We start from the raw sequence: 23020 nt of genomic DNA on the forward strand, positions 1-23020 counted from the left end.
CGTGGCTGAGCAGCGCCGACACAACAGGTGCGTCATCGACGCAATCGTGTCGCAGTACCCCGCGGTTGGGGGTGCCCCAGCTCGATCATAGGCCGAGAGGGGCCGCCCCCCAGAGGTTGGACCTTCAAGCCTTGAAGAAGGTCGCAAGATAGAACACGGCAGCCAAAACGATGGTGATACCGATGACTGTTAAGGCGGCCTGTCTGGTTGAAACGTCGCGCACGTCAACGCCTCCTTCAGTTGGACACGCCTAGCACCGTCAACGACCGCTTGTTGTGGCCCGGGGTTTGAAACTCAATGGTTTGGCCAACCGAGAGGCCGATCAACGCAGCTCCCACCGGCGTAAGAACCGAGACGCGCTTTAGCGTTATGTCCGCTTCGTGTGGATAAACCAATACCACGTCCCGGACCTCACCCGTCTTGTCATCGCAATACCGGACCCGCGAGCCCATGCGGACTACGCCGCGGAGATCGGAATTGTTCGCCACCACGCTTGCACGCTCTATCTCCTGTGCAAGGAAATGGGCCACGCGCGGGAAGAGCACCGCGCTCGAACTGGCCAGAGCGTTGAGACGCCGCGCCTCATCCTCTATCACAGTGATGGGTGGCAACACGATTTCAGGTTTGCCTTTGCGATTGGTCTTGCTCATTACCTTCTCTCCTTTCCTAAGCGGCTGTTGGTCCCGGATCACCGTCATCAAAGAGCTTCTTGCCCTTGACCTCCGGATTGCGAAACAGAACCCCGACAACATCGTTCGGACCACCTCGGCTGACACGTTCGACCTTGACGACGTTGGTGCGCCCAGCGGTGAAGAAGGGGATTTCGCTTCCGACCCTCAGCCCGACCAACGCTGCGCCCAACGACGACATCACGGGGATTTGAGTGCTCTCGGACGTGTAGTCTTCGGGGTACACCAGTTGCCTTGTCTCACGGGGGAAGCCCCAGGTGATCCAGAACGTCACCCACGAACCCATGGTGACGATGCAGTCCAGTCTGGCTGCGCGATCAGGGACTACTTCCGCACGGTTGATCTCGCTCAACAGAAAACGTGCGTCCACGTCGCCTTGATCTGCGCCCGCCCGCGCGAGCTGTTCCAAGCGGCGAAGGTCGGACGCCGGAAGAGTGACGTTCGGGAAAAAGCGGTTGTTCACGACATGCCTCCTTGTTTGGGCTCCTCCTCGCGGGAGAGCCACACACCAAGTCCGTTTGATGAACGAAGGGGGTAATCCGGACGGCACCAACTACCGTCCGGCTAAGCTCCTGTTTGGAGCCGTCCGGCGTGCAAGCAACGCCGCGCAATGCGCGGATCGATGTCGAGGACGTGGATCATGTCACGGTCACCATAGGACCTTCCGCTGTTCCTGTAACGCGACTAAAGAGCACACCCGTGGGGAGAGAGTTGTTAGGATTGGTCAATGTCCGTTTGGGGTCGATTCCGTTGAAAAAGTCGGCAGTTGCGACGCAGAGATATCGATGATTCAGTCTGTCTAGTTGGCAGGACTGAAGATCATGATGGGGCATCGGCAAGTCGAACAGGCTGCGTTGTTCTATGAGTTCTCGCTAGAAAGGCACATCCCAGCCGACCACCTCCTGCGGTCGATCGATAGGTTCGTCGACCTGGAGGACCTGCGACGGGAGTTGGCACCGTTCTACAGCAACATCGGGCGGCCCTCGATCGATCCGGAGCTGATGATCAGGATGCTCCTGATCGGCTATTGCTTCGGCATCCGATCGGAACGGCGGCTCTGTGACGAAGTCCACCTCAATCTGGCATACCGCTGGTTTTGCCGTCTGGGTCTGGACGGGACTGTCCCTGATCACTCGACGTTCTCGAAGAACAGGCACGGCCGCTTCCGTGAGAGCGATCTCTTCCGCCGCGTGTTCGAGGCCGTCTTGCGCCGGTGCATCCGGGAGCGCCTGGTCGGCGGCGAAGGATTCGCGGTCGACGCGAGCCTGATCAAGGCGGATGCCAATCGGCAGAAGGGCATCGAAGGCGACAAGGGGCTTCCACCGGAGGCTGCCAGCCGAGCGATCGATGAATATCTTGCTGTTCTTGATGATGTCGCGTTCGGCGCCGCGACGGAGGTCACGCCCAAGTTTGTGTCGCCCTCCGACCCAGCGGCACGCTGGACGGGAGCGCACGGCGGCCAAGCCTTCTTCGCCTACTCGACGAACTATCTGGTCGATGTCGAGAATGCGATCATCGTCGATGTCGAGGCGACCACGGCGATCCGCCAAGCAGAAGTGTTGGCCGCCAAGCGCATGATTGAGCGTTCACTCGAAAGGTTCGATCTTTATCCAAGCCGGCTTCTCGGCGACAGTGCCTATGGCTCCGCTGAGATGCTCGGGTGGTTGGTCTACCAGCACGGGATCGAGCCGCACGTGACCGTCTTCGACAAGTCGGCCCGCACCGACGGGACTTTCTCGCGCGAGGCCTTCACCTACGACTATGCTGCGGACGTCTATCGCTGCCCCGATGGCAAAACCCTCACCACCACAGGGAGGCCGGTGAACGACGATAGGACGATCCTCTACCGCGCGAGCAAGCACGATTGTCAAGCATGCTCTCTGAAAAGCAGGTGTTGTCCCAACACCCCGGCCCGGAAAGTACCACGCTCGATCTACGAGGGCGCTCGCGACATGGCGCGCGAGATCGCAAGCTCATGGGAAGGCCGCACTTCACGCCGGCTCCGCAAGAAGATCGAGATGCTGTTCGCGCATCTCAAGCGCATTCTCAAGCTGGATCGGTTGAGACTAAGAGGGCCGAACGGCGCACGTGACGAGTTCACCCTCGCAGCCACTGCTCAGAACCTTCGTAAGATGGCCAAGCTGATCCCGATGCCCGCATCAACGCCCGCGTGACCCCACCAAGCCAATTCGTCCGCGAACAGCGGACGTTCACGACGAAACTACTGCCGACTTTTTCAACGGAATCGGTCCAAAGGCGACTTCACACCACCGGTGCAGACATTCGCTCGGCAAGTATTTCGCCGGTTGTCAGAACACGAACAGAATTATTGGCAATTAAGCCGCTCCAAACCCAGTTGTGATGTGCAATGACGGCCGTCGCAGGTAGATGAGGTCGGTCACTGAGCGTATGAGCGTCACTGACTGCTACCACATGGTAATCGTGGGAAATCGTCGAGCGGACAGTCGCGTCGACGCAAAAGTCTGTCGCCCAACCTGTGACGAGTACACGCCTCGGGCGTATTCGAGCCAACGTGTCCGCCAGAGATGTCCCGACGTACGGATCGTTCAATGTTTTTTCGACAACAAAATCAGCCTCGTTTCGGATCAGGTCGGGAAGGAACTCCCAACCGGGCGTGCCGCGCTCAAACACGTCTCCAGCGTTGCCGCAGTGCCTGATCCAAATCACTCTGTCACCTTCATTCCGTACCCTCTCGCAGAGCAAATTGATGCGTTCGATGACGCGCAGCAGATTGTACTTGGGTGCGCCGTTCAGCAGTCCAACCTGCATGTCGACCACGATGAGAGTGTCCATAAGCAAGCGCCTGCATGGAGATCGTTGCATGTTTTGTAGCAGGGACTGAGCAAATTGGCAGCATTGCGCGCATAGTCCGGAAGTGGCCCTGAACGGAACTCGACGCTCAATTAGCCCGGCCCCGCCGCGGCCGTTACCTCAAGCCCACGGGTGTCGTCAACCCGACGGAACCATCGGCACCGCAGAGCAATTTAACCCCAGTCCCCTTTTGATTTTGAGAATGCAAAGATGAGGAGGGCAACATGCCGAAGGGGTACTGGATCGGGCGCATCGATGTGATCAAACCCGAATACACCAAAGTCTACGGCCCCGCCCTCGAGGCGGTACTCCGCAAATACGACGCGAAATTCCGGGTGCGAGGCGGCACCTTCGAGGCGGTGGAGGGTAAGGCGCGCGACCGCAACATCGTGATCGAGTTCAAGGACTACGAAACCGCGCTCGCCTGCTACCGCTCACCAGAATACACCAAGGCGAGGGCACTGCGCGCGGGCGCCGTAGACATCGACATCATCGTAATCGAAGGCTACGACGGGCCGCAGCCGACGCACTGATCGCCTCTCCCGCGCGCCTTTCGACGCGCCGAGAGGCGCCACCCACCTCAGTGAGGCCACCCTGGTTGGCAGGCTGATGTCGGCTGATGGCCCCCGTTGCAGACGTCGAACGCTCGTCGCTTCGTGATGTGTGGTCACGCTGTTCGGGGCAGGAACACAACTGAGGGCTCGACCTCTACGAGGAACTCATCTTTGGCAAGGCTCGCCACCCCGATCCAGGTTGCGCATGGTGGATTATCGCCAAATGCCGCCTTGAGCGCGCGGGTGATGGCGTCGCCCTGGTGGATATGAGATTGCCTGATGTAAAGTCGTAACGATCCGACGTCATCGAGTGTGGCGCCGACGGATATTAGGGCAGCACTGAGGTTTTCTAAGCTTTTCTCGACTTGGCGTCCGATGTCACCGATACCGATGATATTTCGATCCAAGTCCCAAGCCACTTGGCCGGAAATATGTGCAGCATCATGGCCGCGCATCGTTTGGCATCTGAAAGTGTTCCTGTTCGACGAGTCGCTATCGAACCTCGACCCCAAGCTGCGCGTCCAGACGCGGGTGGAGATCAAGAAGATCCACGCTCGCCTCGGCATCACTGCCGTCTACGTGACCCACGATCAGATCGGAGCGATGACACTCGGCGATCGCGCCGTCGTCATGAGAGATGGTGTGTCATTCAGCAGGTCAGCGAGCCGCTCGAGCTCCACAATGCGCACCAACCGCTTCTTGCCGGCTCCATTGGCCCGCCCGCGATGAATTTCGCGACGGTGACGATCGCCGCTGCCCCTGCCGACCCGTGTGGGCTCACAACGAAGGTATCCATGTCAAGCTGCCGGCCGAGGTCACGGGCCGCCTGCGCAAAGCATATGGAAGGCACGTCACATTTGGAATACGTCCGGAGGATTTGCGCGTGGCGTCCAGCAGTGACCCAGCAGATCTCGCCTTCGATGCCGTCGTCGAGGTCGACGAGAAGCTCGGGTCGGAGATACTCTTGGACCTGAAGGTCGGCCCGGTGACGGGCGCGGTAGAACCGACGGTTCGGGCCGAAGTCGGTGACCAGCTTCGCCTCGCCCTGAACCCGACCGGCTGTACATATTCGACGGTGCGTCGCAAGCAGCGATCTGACGGCTCTTCACGGATCTTGCTGGCACGGGCGGCTGACAGCTGAAAAGCGGCTGGCGCGCCGCCGTAGCGAATGGTGCGACGCACGAATGCGCCAGTAATGCTGCCGCAAATACTCTGGACATCACTTCCGAGGAGCGCGCCGCGCCCGGCAGGCATCCGACAGGCAATCGTGGGAGGAACTGGCGCAAACGGAACAAGCCGCCTTGACCCCAGATGGCCTGCGGCCTGAGTTCGACAAGAATGGAATTACCTACACGCGGAACAAGGGGTATCCTATCGGCGAGTGACTTTGGCGCAGTGTGCTCGGCATACAATAACCAGCGCAAAACAAAAAGAGAAAGCGGAGGAAAGACCTATGAAGAGACAGTGGTGCTGTTTTTCTTTACCCTTTGCTGTTGCCATTGGTGCAACGCTTGCTGCGCCGCCAGCACTTGCTCAATCGGTGGATACGGCGCGCATCGAGGCCGGTGGCCAGAATGACTGGCTGACGTATCACGGCTCCTACAAGTCCTATCACTACAGTCCGCTTGCTCAGATCAACAGCAGCAATGTCGGCAACTTGACCGTTGCCTGGATACATATTCCGGGACGATCAACGCGTGGCCTGCAGTCGATGCCGCTCGAGGCCGACGGCGTGCTCTACTACACCGGCTCCTATAGCCGCGTGTTCGCGCTGAACGGCGCCACCGGCGAGGTCATCTGGTCCTATTTTCCGGAGTTGGATGAGGCCTTGATCGCCCGGCAGACTCACTCGCCCTACAATCGAGGCGCCGCAATCGGTGACGGCAAGGTCTATGTTGGCACCATGGACGGCCGGCTGATCGCGCTCGATATGAAGACGGGAAAGGTCGCTTGGGACACCAAGCTGATCGACTCCCAGAAGCTGACAGTCGGGTTTACCGGCGCGCCGCTTTTTGCCAAGGGTACAGTCATCATCGGCGCACAGGGCGGCGAATGGCCGGGCCGCGGACCGATCTTTGCAGTCGATGCTGCGACCGGTGCGAAGAAATGGGAATTCCTGACGGTTGCTGGTACCGACGACGCCATGAAGACCTGGGGCAGCGATTCCTGGCGTACCGGCGGCGGCGGTGGCTGGATGCCCGGCACTTACGATTCCGAGACCAACACGATTTTGTGGGGCACGGCGAACCCGGCGCCGCTCTACGACTGGTCGGGCGCTGATTACAAGACGCAGGGCGCGCGTCCGGGCGACAATCTCTATACAAGCTCGGTGATCGGCCTCGATATCGATACCGGCAAGTTGAAATTCTATCATCAGGAGCTGCCGCACGACACTTGGGACTTCGACAGCGCGGTCGGCGAGTTCGTGATGCTGGATCGCGACGGCCAGAAGTACGTAGTGCATCCCAACAAGAGTGGATACATTTTCGTGTACGACCGCAATTTGGACGTCAAGAACGTCTGGCGGATCACGCAGAACAGCAATTTCGTCAAGGACATCGATCCGAAAACGGGGGAGCTGATCGGCCGTCGCGACTTCTCTGCCGGCAAGGTCTCGGAGCCGTTGTGCCCGCACATTTCAGGCGGCGTCAGCTGGAACTCCGGTTCCTACAGTCCCAAGACGGGCCTCTACTATAAGCTCGGCCAGGAATGGTGCATGACGCTCACGGTGATGAAGACGACTCCGATCGTTGCCCCGCAAGTCCAGCTCAACCTCGGCGCAGACTTCAAGATCGCGCCGCCACCCAGCGGCGAGATCTATGGTCATCTCGACGCGCGCGATCCGATAACCGGCACCAAGAAGTGGGAAGTTCGCTTCCCCGAGCCGCCGCTCGGCAACGTGCTATCGACCGGAGGCAATCTAGTATTCGTGCCTGACTCGCGCGGTACCGTTCATGCCTACGATGCCGAGTCCGGCACCGAGCTGTGGAATCACACCGATGGCACCGGCCACCAAGGCGGAATCATCAGCTACGCCGTCAACGGCAAGCAATACATCGCGGTGGTTGCGGGGTTCGGCGGCATGGCGTCGGACGACTACGCGCCGACTTTCGGTGGGGTCTACAAGAGCATGCCGCGCGACGACGGCCTGCTCGTCGTCTACAGCCTGAAATAGGCCATTGCCACGATCTGCCAGGGAGCGGGCGAGAAGCCCACTCCCTGCGCTTTTTGACGCGCTGATGTGGTTCCCGAAACCGGAGTTGGACCTCATGAGATTGGATCTTGTGCTGGCACTGCCGGTGCTGCTGCCCCTATCGTTGGCCTGTGCCATGCTCGCGCAAGCGCAGTCGGCAACGCCAGCGCCTGATAACGCGCCGGTCGATGTCGAGCAATTGTTCGCATCGATCTGTAGTTATTGTCATTCCGATGGGGGCCGCGCAGCCGGCAGAGGGCCGCAGCTGATGAACACACAACACGACGACGATTTCATCCGCAACCGCATCAAGAACGGCAAGCCAGGCGCCATGCCCGCCTTCGCCGCATTGTTCACCGACGCGCAGATCGACCAGATCATCAAGTACATCCGGTCATTGAAGCCGCGCGAGGACTGAGCCGGCAAGACCTGATCTACCCAGGGAAGCACCTCATGAAAACAATTCTCCCGTTCGTGGTCGCCGGCATCATCGGACTGATGGGACAGGCAGAGGCGCGCCCCCTCGACGCCATCCGCTCGAGCGGCGTGATCGGGCTCTGCGCCCACCCCAACTCGCTTCCATTCGCGAGCAAAGCCGGCGATCCTCCCGGATTCCAGGTCGAATTGGGACAGGCGCTCGCACGCGAACTCGGCGTCTCGCTGAGGCTCGACTGGATTATTACCCAGTATCAGCTGCGCAGCGCCGGCTGCGACATTGTACTGGATGTGATTGCTGATCGCGAGGCCCAGGGCGAAACCAATCTGAGGATTTCAAAGCCCTACTATCGCACGGGCGTTGCGCTGGCCGTACCTCCGGCAAGTCAACTAACGTCCTTCAAAAGTCTCGATGAACACACCAAAGTCGGGGTGCAGGTCGGATCCGCCGCGGCAATGATCATTGCTCAGCGGCATGTGCCGACATCAACGTTCGGGTTCGAGATCGACAGCCTCGACGCTTTGGCCAATCATGAGATCGACGCAGCGGCGGTCACGCCGACGGCGGCCAGCTATTTCAATCTGACGCATCCAGACAAGGCGGTCCGCATTTTGGATCGCGACGAGAGCGAGGCGAACCTCAACTGGAATGTCGCCGTCGGCATGGTCCGTCCGGATGACCGCCTACGCGATGCGATCGATGGAACGCTGGAGCGGCTGCGGGAAGACGGCACGATTGATCGCATATACCGGCGCTATGGTGTAGCCTTGCCATTACCGAAGTAGCTGCGCCCGATTCACGACGATAGCGGCCGGACGTGCGAGGACGAACGCGTCGATGGTAATCAGCAGACGTGATTTCTTGGGAACCATTGCCGCCGGTGCCGCGATGAAAGCAGCTCCGCCGGCAGAGCTGCAGAGAATTGGACTCCAGCTTTGCACGGTTCGTGACCTGCTGAATTCCGATTTTGAAGGGACCTTAACAAAAATTGCGCTGCTCGGGTATTGAGAGGTGAATTCCATCTGCTCACGCTGCTCTCTGGTTCTCGGACTACTGCGTTACAGCAAGTAAGGCCCAGTCAAATCGACTTTCATCGCCGAACGCTGCACATCGAAAAGCCGAAGGGCGGCAAGAAGCGAGCTTTCGATATTTTACTCTCCCGCGAAATGATGCGCCGGTCCAACTCGCGGACGAGATCATGAATCTCGGGACGGTGCATCCTTGAATATATTAAAAGGCATTCCGACCGAATCAGCTGCACAAACTCGTGAAAGGAGCAGCTAGCAACGTCAGACGCTTCGGATCACCAGGTTTGCAGGCCCGCACTTTCGAGACGAGTCGTGATCTTTGACATGCTCTCTAATCGATCTATGAAGTAGCTAACAGACAAACCAAAACTTTTAGCTTGTGTTACGGCGCAGCAGTCCTGCATCATCCTTTTCCATATTTAACTCTTTGTCCGGGAGGGCCGGATGCGCATTTTCGTATTGGCAACCCTAACTCTGGCGCTGCTCTGTGGGCAGGCGCACGCGTGGGGAGACACCGGCCACAAGGTCGTCTGCGAAATTGCTTTCCGACTGGCGCAACCTGATACGCGGGCCGCAATACGCAAGTTGATCCGCTCCGATTCGGAGTTCGACAACTTCTCTGACTCCTGCATCTTTCCAGACCACCCACGCAAGCGCCCGTCCGAGCATTTCATCAACGTGTCTCGTGACTCGCACGGCCTCACCACCGATCAATGCCCCGACGCCGACAAGTGTGTTCTCACGGCCATCCTGAGCGATGCTCAAGTGCTCGCATCGAAATCAGAGAAGCCAAGAGATCGCCTTATTGCCTTGAAGTTTCTCGGGCATTGGGTAGGCGACATTCATCAGCCGTTGCACGTTTCCTTCGAAGATGACCGCGGCGGAAACAATATTCATGTCAACGGTGAGTGCAGCGGCAACCTTCATGGCACCTGGGATACTTGCTTGGTGGAGGATGCCGTCGGCACCGACATCGATAAGGCAGCGTCCGATTTGATCGACGGCATTACGCCGGAGATGATCACGAAATGGAGCGCCTCGGATCCGAGAGATTGGGCGAATGAATCCTTTGCGATCGCCGAGTCCGCCGAGACGCAGTATTGCGAAATGCATGCTTCAACTTGTGACAAGCCGGATGGAAACGTGCAGATCAGCCCCGAATATCTGAAGGCGAATGACCCCCTAGTGAAGGAGCAATTGCAGAAAGCGGGAGTACGGCTCGCGCACCAACTTGATTTCGCTTTCGGCGCCCTGCAGGACTGACAGCTCCATGACGAAGACCGGCGGCGAAGACGGCGCAACCCAAACCGCGACCCGGCGGTTGACCGGCATCCCGCTACTCGTTGCGGTTCTGATTGTGCTGCTATGGTTGGCATCGCTAATCTGGATGGGTGTCGTTGAAATTGGTGATCTGGAGCCTCGTTGGCAAAGGCTCGTCTTCCTTTTCAACTCGTTCGAATCCGTTGCCTTCGCTGCCGCCGGCGCTCTTCTCGGCAGAGAGATAAACAGGCAGCGCGCCGACAATGCTGAAGCACGGGCAACGAAAGCTGAAGAGCAAGCGGATCTGGGCAAGCAGGTTGCTCAAGCGGTAAAGAGTGAGGCGCAGCAGATGAAGTCCACGCAGCATGCGAGCTTCACACTTGTAGCACAAAGCGAAAGCCTCCGACTAGCGAACAAGTTGTTGCCAAATTGAGGCACAAGCTTTCTAGTTGGCGCGGCTATGCCGTCCGCCGAGCTAGGCCTGCATTTCTCGGGTACCTTCTCCACGGAGTCAAAGGCTTGGATTGAGCGTTGCGAACATCCCGAACTTCTGATCGAAGCGTCGAATGCGCATGGACTGCGAGGGCCATTTGGAGCTTGATTGGCCTCGGAATAAAGCCTGAAAGCGCTCTTATCCATCGGCTCGACCAGCGCCAGTGCATCCGCGGTCAGGAATTCGTCTTGCATCTTCGGGTGTTCGAGGAACTCCGGCCGCATCTTGGTCGGCGGCTCGCCCTTCAGCACCCACGGTCACCAATGCCAACGCGTATCGATGTCCTCTGGAAATGATCCTCACGCCGCCACCTCCCCATCGATGATCTTCGGCGCTAGCAGAGCCACGGCGAACTTCGCCGCGAGCTGTTCGATGCGCTTCATGATGCGCGCGACCTCTCCTGCACTGAACTTCACTTCGCCCTATACCTTCAAGACGGCGACGAAGTGCACTGGCGACACCCGATCCCACAATGCCAAGGGCGCAGCCATGCTCAGGGTGCTTCGGATTGTCGAGGATCTTCGTGAGCACGCGCGCCGCATGCGGACCGAGTGCCGTGAGATACTGCCGCGAAACCTCGGCGGTCTGGATCTTTGGATCGCCTTTGAGCTGGTGCGCCATCTGAATAGCTCTGTCGCGAGCTCTACGGCGTGCCTTATCCTGCGGCTTTCCGCGAACAAACGCGGTCCGTGGCGCCCATCGTGCAAGCGATATGGCCACGCCGGCCGAGACTATCGTCGGTCTTGGGGATGAAGGCCCGGCTCGCTACTTATGTCCTCTCCGAATACCAGGGTGAGCCTCGAAAGGGCCGATCGAACCTGTCTGTCCCTTAGCAGACCGACCGCTAGTTTTCAGCGATCGCCTCGGCTACCCGAACGTAGATAACTTCCGAAAAATCAACAAAAACAATGATGCTTAGTCACCATTGACCACCTTTGTCGCGGTTTGTTCACGGGATTTCAGTGGCCAATCGGTGGCCAGCTTCATTGGCACCTGAGCAGTCCGACGGCGTCCAGATGAGCAGATCGGATCCTCGCCATCCGGCCTGCTAGGGGCCGGCAACGCGCTCTTTGTGAACTCTCTGGCGCCGCGAACCACAAGATTACTGATCATGCGAGGGGATGCTTTGGCAAGCCATGCGTTCTGCCCCGGTTGTCCGCCCGGGACTCAGGGCTCTCATCAGCAGTCCCGCTAACGCCCCGGCTATACGCATATGTCTCTAGAATGCCGGATGATCCATGGAAGGCGATGCAAGTCCAGACGACCAGTCGGAGGGCTTTTGGGTCTCTCAGTCGTCTGCCGCCAAATGAGAGAACGCTGAGGCCAAATTCAGCGCCCGCGAGCAGATAGGCTGTGCGTCAATCGAGCGCCGGGCCGGTCGCCGTTGATGAATTCAACTCTCGCAGCCTCTAGGGCGCGTCTGACCGCCGCCAAATAGTAGAACAAGCGCATGCGTTAGTGCTTCAGGGCTACCTGGAGGTGGTTGATGGTGCACTCGGAGGGCGGAAGGTGCTAGCAACTTCAATGAAGTGCCGAGATGAGGCAAAGAGTGAGATTGATTCCTGCTTATTGGTGCTTTTCGAGGCCTGCGTCAGATCGCAATGCTACATCGGGCCAGATAAACATCGGCGCTACTCGATCGGCCTTCAGCGCATCGGCGGATCGTCGGATAGAAGCCAACAATGTCGACCGCGCCGTCGCCATATGGGCATTGCATGTCGCAATGACCGCTGAAGCGACACGGTCCTGAAGCGCATCGATGTAGGACAGGTGTTCGTGGATTGCCGCGATATTCCGTTCCTTTTCGTCGTTCTTATTCCACTGGTAATGATAGTGGAAGATCATCGAGATCATGTCATAGAAGCCTCGAATGAAGCGGTTACGCGACGCGTCGTTGACGCAACGGTGAAGTCGTTCGTCGAGCGCTGAAAAATCCGTGTAGCGGGTTTCGGCTTCCCTCAACAGTGTGAGATGATCCTGCTTGATACGAGACAGCTCCTCCCAGGCCGGATCCTCGGCGGAGAGGGTGACGAAACGTTGGGCGGAGTACAGTTCAAACATCGTCCTCACTTCGCAGAGCTCTTCAGCGAATTCCTCCGTAAACCCCCTTAGAACCCAATGGCCATCTGAGTTGCGTGCAAGAAGACCGGATTGTCTCAAGCGATTGAGGTAGTTTGTGACCGCCGCGGGCGACGCGCCAAATTGCCGTGAGAGTTCGGGCACGTTGATCGACTGCCCGGGCCTGCAGTCTTCATGCAGAATCCAGTACATGAAGCGGCTTTCGACGATAGCACCGCCTCTCCGAGTCTCGATCTCCGGATAGAAGTCGGCAGGCACTGGGTGACGCAGCACGACTCTGCGTCGCCCCTCGCCCGCGATCAAACCGGCTGCGGAGAATCTTGCGAAGATGGTTCGCACGGTCGTGCGGCTCACGGCGAGCGCGCGCGACCACGCCGGTTCTGATCCGACTTCGGACGCAATCGGCAGCCGCTGCAGCCGGGAGAGGCCGCGGTTGTAGGCCGATTTGAATACGGTGTTTGGTTTCATAGTGGACCGCCGGCAACCCGTCTGTCTAATTGCCCCCAGAGGCAATTAGAAAAAACAGTTTGACCTCAGGATACTGGCGCGATTCTATATCGACAATAGACAGGAAGATGGGAGGCGCTCGGATGCGCGCATTGCAATGCGTCGAACCAGGGCGCCTGGCCATAGTCGAGCGATCGCGGCCCACACCGGGACCCGGCGAAGTGCTGGTGCGCATCCGGCGCGCAGGCGTATGCGGCACCGATCTTCATATCTACGAAGGCTCGCATCCCTTTCTGGAATACCCGCGAGTCCTGGGGCACGAATTGGCAGGCGAGGTTGCCGAGACGGGGTCCGGCTGCAGCATCGCCGTCGGTCAGAAAGTCTATCTGATCCCCTATTTGTCGTGCGGCACCTGCGTCGCCTGCCGGCGCGGCAAGACGAACTGCTGTCAGCGCATCGCAGTCCTCGGCGTCCATATCGACGGCGGAATGGCAGAATTCGTCTGCGTCCCGGAGGAGAATGTCGCCGCAGCCGACGGCGCCACTCTTGATCAGGCGGCGATGGTCGAGTTCCTGGCGATCGGCGCCCATGCAAATCGCCGCGCCGATACGCAAAGGGGTGACCGCGTCCTCGTCGTAGGCGCGGGACCGATTGGGCTCGGTTGCATCATCTTTGGCAAGCTCCGCGGTGGCGTGCTCACCGCTTTGGACATGCGGGAGGACCGGCTTTCTTTCTGCCGAGAGATCCTGGGAGTCTCTCATACGGTTGTCGGTGGACCCGGCGCGCTTGAGGCTCTTTCGGAGATCACTGATGGCGATCTGTTCGACATCGTCATCGACGCCACCGGCAAGGCAGCCTCGATCGAGGCCGGGTTCGACTACGTCGCTCATGGCGGCACCTACGTGCTGGTCAGCGTCGTGCGCGAGACAATCTCCTTCCAAGACCCAAAATTCCACGCGCGCGAAATTTCGCTGCTCGGCAGCCGCAATGCGACGCTGGTGGATTTCCACGAAGTGTTCCGCGCCATGCGCGATGGGCTCATGCCGACCGAGGCGATGACGACCCATCGCGCCTCGCTCGCGGAGGCGCCGTCCCGCTTTCCTGAATGGATCAAGTCCGAGACGGGCGCAATCAAGGCGCTGATCGAGATCTAGGCCATGGCTTTCCCGATCATTCAGTTTGGCACGAGCCGCTTTCTCCAAGCCCATGTCGACCTGTTCGTCAGTGAGGCGCTGGCGGAAGGTCGCGCGATGGGACGGATCGTCGCCGTGCAGACGACAGGGAACCCGGAGAGCCGGAGGCGGATCGCGGCATTCGCCGAGGGCAGGCCGTATCTGGTGCGGATCAAGGGAATGACTGGCGGCGCTACGGTCGACCGGGATGTCGAGGTCGCAAGCGTCGGCGACGGCGTCGACGCCAATGCGCAATGGGCAGAGGTGGAGCGCCTGTTCATCGAAGCTCGTTGCGCCGTCTCGAATACCGGCGACCGCGGATATGAGACCGATCCCGCGGACCGTCCCGACGGCCGGCCGCCAAAATCGTTTCCGGCAAAGCTCGCCAAGCTGCTACTCGCCCGTCATCGCGCCGGCGCCGACCCGATCACGATTTTCCCTTGCGAGTTGACGCCGGACAACGGCGCGACCCTACGCGCTGTGGTGCTCAAAGTACTCGGCGACTGGAACGTGCCGATGGCGCCGTGCCGCTGGATTGGTGAGGATTGCGTCTGGGTCAATTCGCTGGTCGACCGGATCGTCTCGCAGCCGCTCGAGCCGCTTGGCGCGGTGGCCGAGCCCTACGCCTTATGGGCGATCGAAGATCGCGCTGGCCTGGAGCCGCCCTGCTCTCATCCGGACATCAAGCTGACTGGCGACCTCAAGCGCTACGAGCGCCTGAAATTGTTTATCCTCAACCTGGGCCATACCTGGCTCGCCGAATTGTGGCACCGGCGCCATGGCTCGCCGGCGCTCACGGTGCGCGAGGCGATGACGGACGCGGCGATGCGGAATCAACTCGGCGAGGTCTATGAGCGAGAGGTCTTGCCGGTCTTTGCCGATCTCGGGATGGCAGCAGAGGCGCGCGCCTATCGCGACACGGCGATCGACCGGTTCAGCAACCCCTTTCTCGACCATCGCCTGAGCGACATCTACGTCAACCACGAATCCAAGAAGCAACGGCGTTTCGGCGGTCTGATCGCGCTTGCCGAAGCCAGCGGCGTACAGACCGGCCAACCGCTGCTGAGGGCGGCGCTCGCAATGAACGGGAGGGCTGGTCCTACTTTTTGCGGATGATCCATTGGTCGCGAAGACGCTGTCGCGGCGCACGATAATGCGAAATCAGACAAGAGCTAAAAAGAGCTCTTCAATTGAGGAGGAAGACGCATGAAACGGTTGATTGTTGCTGTTGCTCTTTCCGCTCTCGCCGCTTGCGGCGCACCGAGCTACGCCGCGGAGCCGAAGATACCGATCATTGTCAAGGACACCACGTCGTTCTACTGGCAGATCGTGCTCGCCGGGGCGCGCCACGCTGGCAAGGATCTCGGCGTCAATGTGCCCGAGCTTGGCGCGCAGTCCGAAAGCGACATCAACGGCCAGATTTCGATCCTCGAGAACGCAGTCGCCGAGAAGCCGGCGGCGGTCGTGATCGCGCCGACCGAATTCAAGGCGCTTGGCGAGCCGATCGACGAAGCGGCGAAGAAGGTTCCGATCATCGGCATCGACTCCGCTGCCGACTCCAAGGCCTTTACGTCGTTCCTGACGACCGACAACGTCCAGGGCGGACGGATTGCCGCCGACGGCCTCGCCGAGGCGATCAAAGCGAAATACGGAAAGCCTGAGGGCGAGGTCGCGCTCATCACCTCGCTCCCGGGCGTCGGTTCGCTCGACCAGCGCGCCAAGGGCTTCAAGGAGGAGATCGCGGTGAAATATCCGGGCCTCAAGCTGGTCGCCGACAAGGTCGCCGACGGCAAGGCGACGACCGGTCTCAACATCATGACCGACCTGATCACCGCCAATCCGGACTTGCGAGGGGTCTTCGCCTCCAACCTCATCATGGCGCAGGGCGCGGGCCAGGCGATCGCCGAGAACAACAAGGCAGACACCATCAAGCTCGTCGGCTTCGATAGCGACGACAAGCTGATCGGCTTCCTCAAGGACGGCACGATCGCAGCACTCGTCGTGCAGGACCCGTATAGGATGGGCTACGACGGCATCAAGACCGCCCTCGCCGTCTCCAAGGGCGAGCAGGTGCCGGCCAACGTCGACACCGGCGCGAACCTCATTACAAAGGCCAATATGGACGGCGAGAAGCAGCACGCGCTGCTATATCCGAACATCAAGTAATGGCGTAGTCTCAAACCGGGCGTCGCCGCGCATCATCTCTCGGTGGAAGCAGATGCGCGACGGCACACGGCCGTCGATCCCTGCGCCGGCTCTTGGTGCGGGTACGGCGGGAATTTCCGTCGCCAACCCCAATTGCCATGTCCCTCGCCGCCGCACGCCCCGCCCCGCCGCCAATCCTGGCGCTCAAGAAGCTCGACAAGCGCTTCGGCGCTACACATGCGCTGAGATCGGTCGACCTGGCCTTCGAAGAGCGCGAGATCCACGCCATCGTCGGCGAGAACGGGGCCGGCAAATCGACCCTCATCAAGCTGTTGACCGGGGTCTATCCGCGCTCGACCGGAACGGTGTACTGGCGCGGCGAGCCCGTCGCGCTCGCTACCCCTCACGAGGCGATCGATCTCGGCATTGACGCGGTGCATCAGGAAGTGGTGCTGTGTCCGCACCTGACGGTGGCGGCCAACATCTTCCTCGGCGATGAGACGACATCCGGCGGCATGCTCTTGCACCGCACCATGCTGCGCGAAGCCCAGAAGCTGCTCGACGACCTGGGGTTCGATCTGCCCGCCGGTGCGCCCCTGTCGTCCCTGACCATCGGCCAACAGCAGCTCGTCGCCACGGCGCGCGCTGAACGACGCGGCACGAAATTCCTCATCTTCGACGAGCCGACGGCCTATCTCACGCGTCAGGAGACGGCGTCGCTCTTCGCCCTCATCCGCCGCCTGAAGGCCAGGGGCGTGACGATTGTCTACATCAGTCACCGCCTGGAGGAGGTGTTCGAGCTGTGCGACCGCGTTTCCATCCTGCGCGATGGCGCCCTCGTCGGCACCCGCAACATCGGTGAGACAAATGAGGCAGATCTCATCGCGCTGATGATCAACCGCACGATCGACCAAGTCTATCACAAGGAAAGCGTGCCGATCGGCGGGACGATACTCGAGACCGAGAGCCTCTCCGGTCAGGGCTTCCACGACGTGTCGGTTCGGGTGCGGGAGGGTGAGATCGTCGGACTCTACGGTCTCATCGGCGCGGGGCGTAGCGAGTTCGTGCAGAGCCTGTTCGGCCGCTTTCCGGCGACGAGTGGCCGCCTGTGCTGGCTCGGCAAGGACGTCGCCGTCCGCAGCGAACGGCAGGCTATGAACCTTGGCATCGCGCTCGCCCCCGAGAGCCGGCGCGACCAGGGCCTCTGCCTGAACCTCGGCGTCGGCTTCAACCTCAACCTCCCGATCCTTGACCGGCTGAGCCGGGGCCCGCTGTTGAACCACGATATGGAAACGGGCGCCGCGGAGCGGCAGATCCGTGACATCCGTATCAGGACGGCCTCGCGCGCCGCCGTGGTCTCGAGCCTGTCCGGCGGCAACCAGCAGAAAGTCGTGATCGGCAAATGGCTCAACCACGGCGCCAAGCTTTTCATCTTCGACGAGCCGACGGTCGGCGTCGATGTCGGCACCAAAGCGGAGATCTATCGGCTGCTCGGCGAATTGCTCCACAAGGGCGCAGGGATCATCATGATCTCATCGTATCTTCCCGAGGTTTACGAGCTCGCCGACACGCTGCACGTGTTCCGACGCGGTAGCATCGTTGCCACACATACCTACAAGGATTCTTCGCACGAGGCGATCCTCACTGAAGCGATCGGCGTCTGAGGCAGGGGCAAGATCCGAATGAGCGAACTATCGACATCGAAGCGCAACGGCGGCGGGCTCAGCGTACTGCTGGGGCTGACGCTCCTCGGCCTGCTGTTCCTGATGTGGATTGCGCTCGCCTATGCGACGCGCACGTTCTGGACCGCCAACAATATGGCGAACCTCCTACGCCAGACCTCGTTCATCGCGATACTGGCAATCGGCCAGACCTTCGTCATCATCACCGCAGGCATCGACCTTTCCGTCGGCGCGGTCGAGGGCTTCATCAGCATGATGGTCGCCTGGCTCCTCACCCACAATCTCGGCTTCGCTTCCACCATCTTCGGCGCTGTGACTATCTCGCTCTTGATGGGCGTCGCAATCGGCGTCTTTCACGGCTTCGGCGTCGTGCAACTCGGCCTGCCGCCTTTCATCATGACGCTGGCGACCATGTATGCGCTGCGGGGCATCGGCCTTCTCGTGACCAACGGCGCGACGATCTCGATCGATAATACCACGTTCACCCATTTCTCGCGCCAGACGTTCCTCGGCTTTCCTTGGACCGACGGGGGCTGGTTCCAGATTCCGTCGCTGGTATGGATGGTCGTCCTCGTTGCCGTCCCCGCCTACGTGTTCCTTAATCACAGCCGCTGGGGGCGCTATCTGTTCGCGATCGGCTCGAACAAGGAGGCGGCCCGCCTCTCCGGCGTCAGGGTCAAGCTGATCACCTATATGGCCTACATCCTGTCGTCGTTTCTTGCCGCATTCGTCGGCGTACTGCTCGCGACCCGCATCGGCATCGGTAATCCGACCCAGGGCCAGGGCGACGAACTGCAGGCCATCGCTTCCTCAGTCATCGGCGGTGCGAGCCTTTTCGGCGCGGTCGGCTCGATCCATGGCCCGCTGATCGGCGCGCTCATTCTGCAGTCCATCAGCAACGGGGCGAACCTGCTCAATGTCAATTCGTTTTGGCAAACGATCATCACCGGCGCGCTGATCATCGTCGTGGTTTATTTCGACAGCCTCCAGCGCGCAAAGCGCGGATAATCCAAGCTATAGGCCGCCCAGACTTCCGCACATTCACATCGCGTCAAAGAGCGACCGCCCATACCTGCCTCGGACTCTTTCTGGATCTCCCGGTGCATACGTCGTGCAAATGCCGTCGTCCGACCAATTTCTCCACCCTGCAACGGCAGCGGAATGGGCCGTTCAGAATGAAAGGAGCGAAAAGGCGATTTGATCGAGCAATATCAATTGGCTGGGGCGGGAGGATCCGTTGCCACACAAGGATTTTTCAATTCCGGCCCGCCCGTCTGATTCCAAAGCAAAAGCTCTCGTCGGAATGACCGACGACGAGGCGGCCTACATCGAGCCAAAGCGAGCGTCGTTCCCGAGCCGAGCACCGCCATCTTTAGAACCTGGCGTACTTCGTCGACCGAGGCTTGGGGCCCGTTCTTCTTGCGAACCGTCTTTGGAATCCTGGGCGGCATCGGCGCGCACCCTGACGACGTCATGCACATGAAGCGCACCGCGGACCGCCTGTTCGGGAAGGACTATCACTGGTCCGTGTTGGGGGCGGGAGCCTCGCGGATGAAGGTGGCCGCGATGCTCGCGGCGATGGAAGGAAATGTCCGTGTTGGTCTCGAGGATAGCCTCTGGATCGGCAAGGGCAAGCTCGGTGAATCCAATGCCCAACAGGTGCGAAAAGTGCGCGAGATCGTCACTCTACAATCAGGACTTGGACGATCAGCCGCCGTCCGAGTGGACGGCGTTCCGCGAGCGCGTCGCGGGACATCGTCGAGATCGTACAATTGCAGCTGATCGAACGCAGTTCTGTTCGTAACGCCTGAGTACAACCGCTCCATTCCGGCTGCCCTCAAGAACGCCCTGGATGTCGGCTCCCGACCATACGGAAAGAGCGTGTGGATGGGAAGCCCGGCGCAGCCGTCAGTGCCTCGCCGAGCGCCATCGGCGGCTTCGGTACGAACTAGCATTTGCGCGAGACGTTCGTGTTCTCAACATCCCGGCCATGCAGCAGCCGAAAGCATACCGCTGCTTCGCCGACAAGCTGTTCGATCAGCAAGGCAAGCTGAGCAATCCGGACACCGGAATATTCCTGCAGAACTTCATGAACGCCTATGCGACATCGGTCGCCGTCAACGCCCAATCGTAGTCTTGCTCGCGAGCGGATCCGCGGTCGCGGTCGCTCCTACTTTTCTTCCTCCATGGTCACGGCTACGTCCGCGTTCGCCGACAGCCGAACCTTGTCGCCTTCGACATCGGCGACGAGGCCTTTGTCGATGAAGTGATGATGGCCCTTGTGGCTGCCTTCCCCGCTGTCTTTCTTCGTCAGCTTAATGCGGCCGCTTTCGATCTTATCGACCGTGCCGATGTGGACGCCGTCGGCCCCGATGACTTCCATGTGTTCTCTGATTTCCTTCATTGGCGATCTCCCGGAACGGTATGCATTGGCGGCGAGGCACGTCGAGCGCGCGGCGGCCTCGAAGACGGGTCCTGATCAACTCTGGCCGCTCTCGAAGCGTTCCCGACGAGGCCGAGGTCGTTCCAATTACCGGCAGTTCGGGTTGGCTGTGCCCTCGATTGCGAAGAAGCTGATGCACGCGGGCGCGAGTTCGGCCTGACCGGCCGCGACCTGCCGCCCTTGGAGAGCGGGCAGTTCGTCGCCGGCGCCCACCTTGAGCCCCTGCCCGTTCAATTGGACGCTCGCGGACTCGAGCTTACCGGACGTGAGCGTTTATCGCTCCGCCGCCAGCGGAGGCTGGACCGACCTGCTGTCGATGGTGGTGGTATTGATCGCCAGAAGCGTCGCCCCACCGGGCCGGCGCGGGAGGCACTGCGCATAGATGTTGAGGTCGGCATGCGAATTCGGGGCGCATCAGGATGCCTTTGAAGCCTTGTGGCGGCTTTGCGGGCGCTGGCCCATCCGAGTCTTGGAAGTAGACCGTGTTGGCCCACGTCCCGCCGACGCGCACATAGGCCGGACCGAGGGCAGCCGACAGCTTGCGCAGTCGCGCATCTGTCAGCTCGATCGGAGGTCGCGCCTCGAACGTGTTCGGATCATCGCCGGGTTGCGAAGCGCCGCCACCGGCCGAAGCTTCGCCGGCCGCCTGATGGTCGTTCTGGGAGGCGTCGCTCTCTTTGGCGAAAGGCTTCCAGAATTGCCGCCGATCACCTCGGCCATTTCGACGTTGTAGGACCGACATCGTTCGTCGACCGTGGCGATACGCGGCATCGTAGCGGGAGAGACCGCGACCGGCTGGCCCCATGGCGGGAACGGTGCAGGTCAGGCTCGCGGCGATGGCGGCGAGCTGGCTCATGGCCGAATGGTGCTGGAGGTGGAAGTCGCTCAGTGCTGTCTCGTAAGGACCGGGGACGAAACCGACTGCAGTTGCAGAAATGGCTCCGGACGGCTTCGGTTCCAATCTGCCGCGAAATGGTAGGTCGGCGATCCGCGAGGAACGCCAGCGATCCCTGTCGCGTTCGTGTCTAGGTCTTCATCGGCTACAGGGCACATTCGTGACCATAAGTCTCGCAGAGGCCAATCAGGCGATCAGCGGTGCACTTTCCCACGCCGTGTCGATCTCCGCGCACGTCAGCGTCTCCGTATGCGCGCCGGACGGGCACTTGGTGGCGCACCAGCGGATGGACGGCGCGTTTGCTGAAGCATCATGGCGATCCATCGGCAAGGCCATAGCCGCGGCACAGGAGGGGCGCCCGAGCGGAGAGCCCTTGGATCGGGACAATCCATTTCCGGCGACGGGTCTCTTGACCGCGATGGGAGCTCCCAATCTGCGGCGGCCAGGCGGACTTCCGATCTTCAGACAAGGAAAACTGCAGGGAGCCATCGGAGTGAGCGGCGCGTCGTCCAACGACGAAGATGAGAATTGCGCCCGCGCTGGCATACGCTTTCTCGGAAGCGAATGAGGAGCTTCTCGGCGACTGCGAGCCTGCCACGTCGCGGCTAGGTCGAGGTCGCGTGGTCGGTTGCCGCGGTCGCCGGCGCAGCCGGGCGATTTAGTTGCTTCCAGTCTAGCTTCGGAGATCTAGGCCTCGCGGCCAAGTTCCGGACTTGTCGGTGCGGCGAGCGCCAGCACCGCCACGGCATCCGCGATTCCGGCTGTATCGACGTATGTCACCATGTGACCCGCATCCTCGACCAGATCTATCAGGGAGCGAGGCAACGCCTCGTGCAGGCGGCGCGATTGGTCGGCCTCGATGAGCCGGTCATCCTTTCCATGCACAATTCTGACCGGACACCGGATGCACGGATACTGAAGGTGCAATTGCGCGACAACTGGAATAAGGAACGCGCTCTCCTCGGCGGCCGCCCTCAATTGCTTGGGTCGAAGAGACAACGAGATCGGAAATTCATCGTTGAATTCCGGCGGAACGGCACGCGGCGCAAACAGGGTGCGAATCAGCTTCGGCATAATGGCCCACGATACGATGGGCGAGATGGTGTAGCGCATCAGATCGCCTACTAGTGGCACTGCTGGACTCGACATGAGCCAAAAGTCCATTCGAAAGGTCGGAAAGTAATAACCAGACGCAAGTACGAGCCCACTCACGACACAGTCGCTTCGCAGCGCCAACGCGATCGCGACCAGCGTTCCCCAGGAATGGCCGAGCACCACGGGATTGCGCACCCCCAGCTGATCAAGGGCCTTCGCGAACAAGGCAGCTTGTGTTGTGGCCGTCCAGATGCGCGTGCGGGGACGGCGGCTGTATCCAAACCCTGGGCGGTCGAAGCAAACCACACGGTAATGATAGGCGAGGCGGTCGACCAGACCGCTTAGGATTAGATCCTGAATCATCGTACCATTCCCGTGGAACAAAACCACGCAAGGCGCGGTAGCATCGCCGCGTTCGATGTAATGAAGGCGCACCCCGTCGCATTCGATGAAGACGCCGATCGGCGGGTTCTTTCGCTCCGCTATCAGCTGAAACGCGACGTTGCCGATGATCAGGAGGACAAGTGCGGCTACAACGATCAGCAAGACCGTTTCAATTGTAGACATCGTATCAATC

At 60.4% G+C, this 23020-nt stretch carries 25 protein-coding genes and 1 pseudogene; 18 read left to right on the forward strand and 8 right to left on the reverse strand.

Going from position 1 to position 23020, the window contains the following annotated elements:
* Nucleotides 1-236: 236 nt before the first annotated feature.
* Both rnk and P6U24_RS23150 read right to left on the reverse strand, forming a co-directional pair.
* A complete protein-coding gene (rnk, locus tag P6U24_RS23145) occupies nt 237-650 on the reverse strand; it encodes a nucleoside diphosphate kinase regulator (protein WP_407154806.1) in 414 nt (137 codons plus the stop codon).
* A 16-nt stretch (nt 651-666) separates the two neighbouring features.
* Nucleotides 667-1152, reverse strand: coding sequence for a GreA/GreB family elongation factor (locus tag P6U24_RS23150; protein ID WP_407154807.1), 486 nt, complete (start codon nt 1150-1152; stop codon nt 667-669).
* A gap of 358 nt (nt 1153-1510) precedes the next feature.
* Here P6U24_RS23150 and P6U24_RS23155 point away from each other — a divergent pair, with 358 nt between their 5' ends.
* Nucleotides 1511-2863 carry a transposase gene (locus P6U24_RS23155; RefSeq protein WP_407154808.1) on the forward strand — a complete coding sequence of 451 codons (1353 nt, stop codon included), beginning with the start codon at nt 1511-1513 and terminating at the stop codon, nt 2861-2863.
* 88 nt (nt 2864-2951) lie between these two features.
* Here P6U24_RS23155 and P6U24_RS23160 read toward each other — a convergent pair whose 3' ends face one another.
* Nucleotides 2952-3503, reverse strand: coding sequence for an isochorismatase family protein (locus P6U24_RS23160; RefSeq protein WP_407154809.1), 552 nt, complete (start codon nt 3501-3503; stop codon nt 2952-2954).
* A 242-nt stretch (nt 3504-3745) separates the two neighbouring features.
* On the opposite strand from P6U24_RS23160, the gene P6U24_RS23165 reads away from it, so the two are divergent.
* Complete coding sequence (locus tag P6U24_RS23165; RefSeq protein ID WP_407154810.1) at nt 3746-4054, forward strand: DUF1330 domain-containing protein; 309 nt, start codon at nt 3746-3748, stop codon at nt 4052-4054.
* 134 nt (nt 4055-4188) lie between these two features.
* On the opposite strand, the gene P6U24_RS23170 is transcribed toward P6U24_RS23165, so the two are convergent.
* On the reverse strand, nt 4189-4530 hold the full coding sequence (locus tag P6U24_RS23170) for a RidA family protein (RefSeq protein WP_407154811.1): 342 nt from the start codon (nt 4528-4530) through the stop codon (nt 4189-4191).
* Nucleotides 4531-4546: 16 nt separating this feature from the next.
* Between P6U24_RS23170 and P6U24_RS23175 the strand changes: the two genes are divergently transcribed.
* The 8 genes from P6U24_RS23175 (at nt 4547) to P6U24_RS23210 (ending at nt 10425) form a co-directional block, all read left to right on the forward strand.
* Entirely contained in the window at nt 4547-4804 is a 258-nt protein-coding gene (locus P6U24_RS23175) for a hypothetical protein (protein WP_407154812.1), read from the forward strand.
* Between the two features lie 154 nt (nt 4805-4958).
* Nucleotides 4959-5216: a hypothetical protein gene (locus P6U24_RS23180; protein WP_407154813.1), complete on the forward strand. Its 258-nt coding sequence runs from the start codon at nt 4959-4961 to the stop codon at nt 5214-5216.
* Nucleotides 5217-5528: 312 nt separating this feature from the next.
* Nucleotides 5529-7250, forward strand: a complete 1722-nt coding sequence (locus tag P6U24_RS23185; RefSeq protein WP_407154814.1) for a pyrroloquinoline quinone-dependent dehydrogenase — start codon at nt 5529-5531, stop codon at nt 7248-7250.
* A 94-nt stretch (nt 7251-7344) separates the two neighbouring features.
* Complete coding sequence (locus tag P6U24_RS23190) at nt 7345-7686, forward strand: c-type cytochrome (RefSeq protein ID WP_407154815.1); 342 nt, start codon at nt 7345-7347, stop codon at nt 7684-7686.
* A 35-nt stretch (nt 7687-7721) separates the two neighbouring features.
* On the forward strand, nt 7722-8489 hold the full coding sequence (locus P6U24_RS23195; RefSeq protein ID WP_407154816.1) for a substrate-binding periplasmic protein: 768 nt from the start codon (nt 7722-7724) through the stop codon (nt 8487-8489).
* 52 nt (nt 8490-8541) lie between these two features.
* A complete protein-coding gene (locus tag P6U24_RS23200) occupies nt 8542-8712 on the forward strand; it encodes a twin-arginine translocation signal domain-containing protein (RefSeq protein WP_407154817.1) in 171 nt (56 codons plus the stop codon).
* A 464-nt stretch (nt 8713-9176) separates the two neighbouring features.
* Entirely contained in the window at nt 9177-9995 is an 819-nt protein-coding gene (locus P6U24_RS23205) for a S1/P1 nuclease (RefSeq protein WP_407154818.1), read from the forward strand.
* Between the two features lie 7 nt (nt 9996-10002).
* A complete protein-coding gene (locus P6U24_RS23210; RefSeq protein ID WP_407154819.1) occupies nt 10003-10425 on the forward strand; it encodes a hypothetical protein in 423 nt (140 codons plus the stop codon).
* Nucleotides 10426-12051: 1626 nt separating this feature from the next.
* On the opposite strand, the gene P6U24_RS23215 is transcribed toward P6U24_RS23210, so the two are convergent.
* Nucleotides 12052-13032 carry a GntR family transcriptional regulator gene (locus P6U24_RS23215; protein WP_407154820.1) on the reverse strand — a complete coding sequence of 327 codons (981 nt, stop codon included), beginning with the start codon at nt 13030-13032 and terminating at the stop codon, nt 12052-12054.
* A gap of 122 nt (nt 13033-13154) precedes the next feature.
* On the opposite strand from P6U24_RS23215, the gene P6U24_RS23220 reads away from it, so the two are divergent.
* The 7 genes and pseudogenes from P6U24_RS23220 to P6U24_RS23250 all read left to right on the forward strand — a co-directional run bounded on the left by P6U24_RS23220 (nt 13155) and on the right by P6U24_RS23250 (nt 20144).
* Nucleotides 13155-14165 carry a zinc-binding alcohol dehydrogenase family protein gene (locus P6U24_RS23220; RefSeq protein ID WP_407154821.1) on the forward strand — a complete coding sequence of 337 codons (1011 nt, stop codon included), beginning with the start codon at nt 13155-13157 and terminating at the stop codon, nt 14163-14165.
* Between the two features lie 3 nt (nt 14166-14168).
* Entirely contained in the window at nt 14169-15299 is a 1131-nt protein-coding gene (locus P6U24_RS23225; RefSeq protein ID WP_407154822.1) for a mannitol dehydrogenase family protein, read from the forward strand.
* Between the two features lie 90 nt (nt 15300-15389).
* Nucleotides 15390-16349, forward strand: a complete 960-nt coding sequence (locus P6U24_RS23230; protein ID WP_407154823.1) for an ABC transporter substrate-binding protein — start codon at nt 15390-15392, stop codon at nt 16347-16349.
* Between the two features lie 137 nt (nt 16350-16486).
* Entirely contained in the window at nt 16487-17992 is a 1506-nt protein-coding gene (locus tag P6U24_RS23235; protein WP_407154824.1) for a sugar ABC transporter ATP-binding protein, read from the forward strand.
* Nucleotides 17993-18010: 18 nt separating this feature from the next.
* Nucleotides 18011-19018: an ABC transporter permease gene (locus tag P6U24_RS23240; protein WP_407154825.1), complete on the forward strand. Its 1008-nt coding sequence runs from the start codon at nt 18011-18013 to the stop codon at nt 19016-19018.
* A gap of 368 nt (nt 19019-19386) precedes the next feature.
* Nucleotides 19387-19792 (forward strand): annotated as a pseudogene (locus tag P6U24_RS23245) (3-keto-5-aminohexanoate cleavage protein); the annotation flags it as partial.
* Between the two features lie 208 nt (nt 19793-20000).
* Nucleotides 20001-20144: a hypothetical protein gene (locus P6U24_RS23250; protein ID WP_407154826.1), complete on the forward strand. Its 144-nt coding sequence runs from the start codon at nt 20001-20003 to the stop codon at nt 20142-20144.
* Nucleotides 20145-20180: 36 nt separating this feature from the next.
* On the opposite strand, the gene P6U24_RS23255 is transcribed toward P6U24_RS23250, so the two are convergent.
* Entirely contained in the window at nt 20181-20414 is a 234-nt protein-coding gene (locus P6U24_RS23255; RefSeq protein ID WP_407154827.1) for a DUF2171 domain-containing protein, read from the reverse strand.
* Between the two features lie 295 nt (nt 20415-20709).
* Nucleotides 20710-21309, reverse strand: coding sequence for a hypothetical protein (locus P6U24_RS23260; protein WP_407154828.1), 600 nt, complete (start codon nt 21307-21309; stop codon nt 20710-20712).
* A gap of 79 nt (nt 21310-21388) precedes the next feature.
* Between P6U24_RS23260 and P6U24_RS23265 the strand changes: the two genes are divergently transcribed.
* Nucleotides 21389-21916 (forward strand): GlcG/HbpS family heme-binding protein, encoded by a 528-nt coding sequence (locus P6U24_RS23265; protein WP_407154829.1) that lies wholly within the window; start codon nt 21389-21391, stop codon nt 21914-21916.
* A gap of 119 nt (nt 21917-22035) precedes the next feature.
* On the opposite strand, the gene P6U24_RS23270 is transcribed toward P6U24_RS23265, so the two are convergent.
* Nucleotides 22036-23010: an alpha/beta fold hydrolase gene (locus P6U24_RS23270; RefSeq protein WP_407154830.1), complete on the reverse strand. Its 975-nt coding sequence runs from the start codon at nt 23008-23010 to the stop codon at nt 22036-22038.
* Nucleotides 23011-23020 lie beyond the last annotated feature (10 nt).

It is taken from the genome of Bradyrhizobium sp. STM 3557 (genome assembly GCF_045571465.1).
Classification (GTDB): Bacteria; Pseudomonadota; Alphaproteobacteria; order Rhizobiales; family Xanthobacteraceae; genus Bradyrhizobium.

Bases quoted from the DNA above. Each gene is read 5' to 3' on its own strand.
- P6U24_RS23235 (WP_407154824.1), top strand. From the start codon at position 16,487: ATGTCCCTCGCCGCCGCACGCCCCGCCCCGCCGCCAATCCTGGCGCTC.
- P6U24_RS23265 (WP_407154829.1), top strand. From the start codon at position 21,389: ATGGCTCCGGACGGCTTCGGTTCCAATCTGCCGCGAAATGGTAGGTCG.
- P6U24_RS23230 (WP_407154823.1), top strand. From the start codon at position 15,390: ATGAAACGGTTGATTGTTGCTGTTGCTCTTTCCGCTCTCGCCGCTTGC.
- P6U24_RS23240 (WP_407154825.1), top strand. From the start codon at position 18,011: ATGAGCGAACTATCGACATCGAAGCGCAACGGCGGCGGGCTCAGCGTA.
- P6U24_RS23205 (WP_407154818.1), top strand. From the start codon at position 9,177: ATGCGCATTTTCGTATTGGCAACCCTAACTCTGGCGCTGCTCTGTGGG.
- P6U24_RS23155 (WP_407154808.1), top strand. From the start codon at position 1,511: ATGATGGGGCATCGGCAAGTCGAACAGGCTGCGTTGTTCTATGAGTTC.
- P6U24_RS23185 (WP_407154814.1), top strand. From the start codon at position 5,529: ATGAAGAGACAGTGGTGCTGTTTTTCTTTACCCTTTGCTGTTGCCATT.
- P6U24_RS23165 (WP_407154810.1), top strand. From the start codon at position 3,746: ATGCCGAAGGGGTACTGGATCGGGCGCATCGATGTGATCAAACCCGAA.
- P6U24_RS23195 (WP_407154816.1), top strand. From the start codon at position 7,722: ATGAAAACAATTCTCCCGTTCGTGGTCGCCGGCATCATCGGACTGATG.
- P6U24_RS23190 (WP_407154815.1), top strand. From the start codon at position 7,345: ATGAGATTGGATCTTGTGCTGGCACTGCCGGTGCTGCTGCCCCTATCG.
- P6U24_RS23160 (WP_407154809.1), bottom strand. From the start codon at position 3,503: ATGGACACTCTCATCGTGGTCGACATGCAGGTTGGACTGCTGAACGGC.
- P6U24_RS23220 (WP_407154821.1), top strand. From the start codon at position 13,155: ATGCGCGCATTGCAATGCGTCGAACCAGGGCGCCTGGCCATAGTCGAG.
- rnk (WP_407154806.1), bottom strand. From the start codon at position 650: ATGAGCAAGACCAATCGCAAAGGCAAACCTGAAATCGTGTTGCCACCC.
- P6U24_RS23200 (WP_407154817.1), top strand. From the start codon at position 8,542: ATGGTAATCAGCAGACGTGATTTCTTGGGAACCATTGCCGCCGGTGCC.
- P6U24_RS23170 (WP_407154811.1), bottom strand. From the start codon at position 4,530: ATGCGCGGCCATGATGCTGCACATATTTCCGGCCAAGTGGCTTGGGAC.
- P6U24_RS23210 (WP_407154819.1), top strand. From the start codon at position 10,003: ATGACGAAGACCGGCGGCGAAGACGGCGCAACCCAAACCGCGACCCGG.
- P6U24_RS23260 (WP_407154828.1), bottom strand. From the start codon at position 21,309: ATGAGCCAGCTCGCCGCCATCGCCGCGAGCCTGACCTGCACCGTTCCC.
- P6U24_RS23255 (WP_407154827.1), bottom strand. From the start codon at position 20,414: ATGAAGGAAATCAGAGAACACATGGAAGTCATCGGGGCCGACGGCGTC.
- P6U24_RS23225 (WP_407154822.1), top strand. From the start codon at position 14,169: ATGGCTTTCCCGATCATTCAGTTTGGCACGAGCCGCTTTCTCCAAGCC.
- P6U24_RS23250 (WP_407154826.1), top strand. From the start codon at position 20,001: ATGCAGCAGCCGAAAGCATACCGCTGCTTCGCCGACAAGCTGTTCGAT.
- P6U24_RS23270 (WP_407154830.1), bottom strand. From the start codon at position 23,010: ATGTCTACAATTGAAACGGTCTTGCTGATCGTTGTAGCCGCACTTGTC.
- P6U24_RS23215 (WP_407154820.1), bottom strand. From the start codon at position 13,032: ATGAAACCAAACACCGTATTCAAATCGGCCTACAACCGCGGCCTCTCC.